The sequence below is a fragment of the Paenibacillus forsythiae T98 genome (assembly GCF_000520735.1).
In the GTDB taxonomy this organism is placed as follows: domain Bacteria; phylum Bacillota; class Bacilli; order Paenibacillales; family Paenibacillaceae; genus Paenibacillus_AQ; species Paenibacillus_AQ forsythiae.
Window position 1 is genome coordinate 1 of sequence record NZ_ASSC01000096.1, and the last position, 3582, is coordinate 3582.

6 protein-coding genes are annotated in these 3582 nt (G+C 57.9%); 1 reads left to right on the plus strand and 5 read right to left on the minus strand.

The window, feature by feature from the left end; all coding sequences use genetic code 11:
* The 5 genes from tsaB to L692_RS31625 all read right to left on the minus strand — a co-directional run.
* Window positions 1–461: tRNA (adenosine(37)-N6)-threonylcarbamoyltransferase complex dimerization subunit type 1 TsaB (gene tsaB / locus L692_RS0103280; RefSeq protein ID WP_025697174.1), on the minus strand; the 461-nt coding region annotated here is incomplete at its 3' end.
* Entirely contained in the window at window positions 445–951 is a 507-nt protein-coding gene (gene tsaE / locus L692_RS0103285; protein WP_025697176.1) for a tRNA (adenosine(37)-N6)-threonylcarbamoyltransferase complex ATPase subunit type 1 TsaE, read from the minus strand. The genes tsaB and tsaE, both read right to left, overlap by 17 nt.
* 116 nt (window positions 952–1067) lie before the next feature.
* The gene (locus L692_RS0103290; RefSeq protein WP_025697178.1) at window positions 1068–2060 is read right to left on the minus strand and encodes a DMT family transporter; all 993 of its coding nucleotides are present in this window, start codon (window positions 2058–2060) and stop codon (window positions 1068–1070) included.
* A 135-nt stretch (window positions 2061–2195) separates the two neighbouring features.
* Entirely contained in the window at window positions 2196–2381 is a 186-nt protein-coding gene (locus tag L692_RS0103295; protein WP_025697180.1) for an H-type small acid-soluble spore protein, read from the minus strand.
* Between the two features lie 4 nt (window positions 2382–2385).
* Window positions 2386–2538: a hypothetical protein gene (locus L692_RS31625; RefSeq protein ID WP_156940289.1), complete on the minus strand. Its 153-nt coding sequence runs from the start codon at window positions 2536–2538 to the stop codon at window positions 2386–2388.
* 224 nt (window positions 2539–2762) lie between these two features.
* On the opposite strand from L692_RS31625, the gene ku reads away from it, so the two are divergent.
* A partial coding sequence (gene ku, locus L692_RS0103305) for a non-homologous end joining protein Ku (protein ID WP_025697182.1) occupies window positions 2763–3582 on the plus strand: 820 nt, incomplete at its 3' end.

Below are 3582 nucleotides of genomic sequence, written 5' to 3' on the forward strand. Positions count from 1 at the left end.
AACAGCGCCGTGTACGCCTGACCGCGCCGCGCATCGAGCAGCGGAACAATCCAGTCCGGCGCGCTGCCCGCTGTGGATGAGACGTTCCCGGCGGCGTCTTCCTCCGGGCTTTCCGCGCCGGCGTTCCAGCCGCCCCAAGCCAGCGCGTGCAGCGTGGACACGCCGGCGACGGGCAGCTTCCAGCCCCACGCCAGCGACTTCGCCGCCGTGATGGCGATCCGGGTTCCCGTATAAGAGCCCGGCCCTACACCGACGGAAATGCCGTCCAGCTTTGCGCTTCCGCCCGTAGCCTGCAGCGCCTCGCCGATTATCGGCAGAAGATGCACGGAATGATTGCGCTCTCCCGACGCATTGATTTCATGCAGCACCCTGCCGCCTTCAGTCACCGCCACGCCGAGCGTTGCCGTCGCCGTATCCAGCGCCAAAAACCGCTTGCGCGGCTGATTATTTGCATTCGTCATGCTTGCTATAACCCCACTTCTGTCTCAGAGCGCGGCAGACGCCCTCATAAGGCTCCCCTGCCGCGGTTACTGTAATCACGCGCTCCTCCGGCCCGGTCGTCTCCAGGCGGATGTGCAAATGCCGCTCGGGCATCAGGTCCGAAATAATGCTGCTCCATTCCACCAGGCAGACTCCCTGCCCGTAGAAATATTCGTCCAGACCAAGCTCGTCCGCCTCATCGGCCGACAGCCGGTATACATCCATATGGTACAGCGGAACACGTCCCGCATATTCCTTGATAATGGTGAACGTAGGGCTGCTGACAATGCCCTGAACCCCCAGATGCCGGGCAAAGCTCTGCGAGAACGCGGTTTTGCCCGCGCCCAGATCGCCGTCGAGTCCGATGACCCAGCCCGGCCCGGCCGCGGCGGCCAGTTCCTCCGCCAATGTTTCGGTCTCCCGCAGACTGCGGGAATGAAAGGTAAATACCTCTTCCGGATTATTTTCCAACTGCAACAACCATCCTTTGACAGAGCGGCGTATCCGCAGCTATCGTCCGAAATTTTGAATATTTTTTATTATATCGGTCCCACAGCCTTACCGCAATACGCCCGAAAGCCGTCCTCTCACCGCGCCGAAGAAATGCTCTTCGTCTCATTCCGACTTACCGGGCGCTTCGCGGGTCTTGCATGGGAGAATAAACTGTGCAGGATCATACCGATAATAATGATGGCAATTCCGGTCCAGGAAACAAGAGACGGCGCCGGAGTGGACAGGATAAGCATCTCTCCGAGCAGGGCAAACAGCACCTCCAGCGACTGCGTGGCCTCCACCGCAGCCAGCCCCGTCATGCTGTGCCTGACCATATCGGTGGCCCGGAAGAACAGCACCGTCGCCACGATGCCCGAGGAGAGCGCGATGACCAGGGATTGTGCGAGCTGGCTTTCGGAAGGAGGCCCGGAGCCAATCCAGCCAAACAGCGCGACCGCCAGCCAGAACGGCATGCTGGCCAGCGTCATACCCAGAATGCGCTGAAATACGTCAAGCCTTCCGCCGCAAAGCTCCATGGTCTTGCGGTTGCCGAGCGGGTAGGCGAAGGAAGCGATGAGGACGGGCACGACGCCGAGCAGCACCTGCGAGACCGACAGCTTCTGGGCGTGCTCCAGTTGAAGCAGCGCGACACCCGCCAGAATAATCAGGGACAGCCCGAGTCCGCGAAGCGGAATCTTGCCCCTTGCGGCCACGGCGCCTTGAGGCCCTTGTATCCGGGTTATGAACAGCGGCGCCAGCAGGGAGCCGGAAATAATCGTAATCTGCCACGTTCCGGCCGTCAGCCAGCCCGGGGCATAAGCGGCCGCGAAGGTAATCGGAGCGTAGAAGAGGCCGAAGCCGACCGTGCCCCACAGCAGCCAGGACCAGGGCTTGTCCGCCATTTCTTTCAGAAGCGGCCTCAGCCTGCGGCGGCCGGCGACCAGAGCCAGCAGAAGGGGCAGTGTGAAGAAATACCGCAGCGAGGAGCTCCAGGCCCAGCTTCCCCCAGACAGCTCCATCCTGCGGTTCAATACAAAGGTGATGGCAAAAAACAGCGCCGAACAGACGCCTAGCAGCAACGGTCTCAAATCATCAGCTCATTTCTTTGGATCTAATATTACAAAAATTATAACAGCATCAACCTCTATGTCTATACAAGAAAAAAACGGCTGCTCTGTCCTTATGTAAGGACGGCGCCGTTTCTCGTTCTGCCCGAAAGGCCCTCAGTTCTTCCGCTCTTCCAGCCGGTCCACGCTGACCGTATGCACATTGGTTGGCCGCGAGCCGACCTGAACCGTCGCCATGCCGTTCGCCGCATCCACATGCTCAATCCATACAGGCTCCCCGTCAAGCTGTACAGCGATGTTGTCTTTGGAAGCAAAAATATCCTGCGCCCGTTGTATGTCCATTCCTTTATTCCTCCCTTGTAAGCTGATCCGGGTCCAACCGGTCCGTGCCCGGAACGATCTCATCCTCCCGCCGCCGGGCGGTAAGCTCTTCCCAGTCCACGGCCGCTGCCGGTATTTCCGGACCGCTCTCTTGTTCCTGCCGTTCGCCGCTGCCCATCCGCATCTTCCTTCCTGCCCTCACCCGTTCTAAAAATCTGCCGAAGCCGGACAAAGCTTAAGTTCCCCAGCGGAGAATCAATCTATTCGAAGGACCGGCGCAACCGAAATTATTCAAGGGGTAAAAAGACACCCCTGGCCCATACTAAGCCAAAGCGGAATTTTTTCAAAACCTCCATAAGGCGAAATAACGAAAACTTTTTAAGAAAACGAGGTGTTACTGGAATGCATACCGTTTGGAAAGGCGCCATCAGCTTCGGACTTGTGCATGTGCCGGTCAAAATGTTCTCGGCCACCGAGGATAAAGATGTATCGCTGCGCTATATTCACAAAGCATGCGGCAGCCCCCTGTCCTATGTGCGCAAATGTCCCGTCTGTGACAAGGAAGTGGCCTGGGAGGAAATTGGCAAAGGCTATGAGTATGAGAAAGGGAAATTTGTGATCTTCGACAAGGAAGAGCTCGACGCGCTGACCGAAGAAAGCACCAAGAATATTACGATTCTCGACTTTGTGGATTTAACGGAAATCGATCCGATCTATTTCCAAAAAACGTACTACCTGTCCCCCGATCAGGCAGGCGCCGGCGCTTACCGGCTGCTGATGGAGGCGATGCGCCAGACGGGAAAAATCGGCGTCGCCAAAATATCCATCCGTTCCAAAAGCAGCCTTGCGGCGATTCGGGTGCTGGAGAACTGCCTTTCCATTGAAACGATGTTCTATCCGGACGAGATCCGGCCCATTTCGCAGGTCCCGAGTCTGCCGGAAGCCGGAGCGGTAAACGACAAGGAGCTGGATATGGCCAAGCTGCTCATTTCACAGCTCTCGACTCCGTTCGAACCGCAAAAATATACGGATGATTACCGCCAGCGAATGCTCGATCTGATCTCCAGCAAAGTGGCCGGCGAAGAAATCCGCATCGCTCCGGCGCGGCAGGAAACGAATGTTATCGATCTGATGGCCGCGCTTCAAGCCAGCATCGAGGCAGTGCAGCATATTCCGTCCGATCCGGGAACCCGGTCGGCAGCTTCGGCCAAGCCTCGAAAAG

What these genes read in the sequence shown, in the direction of transcription:
- L692_RS0103295 (WP_025697180.1), bottom strand. Translation starts at nt 2,381, where the DNA reads ATGGACATACAACGGGCGCAGGATATTTTTGCTTCCAAAGACAACATC.
- L692_RS31625 (WP_156940289.1), bottom strand. Translation starts at nt 2,538, where the DNA reads ATGGGCAGCGGCGAACGGCAGGAACAAGAGAGCGGTCCGGAAATACCG.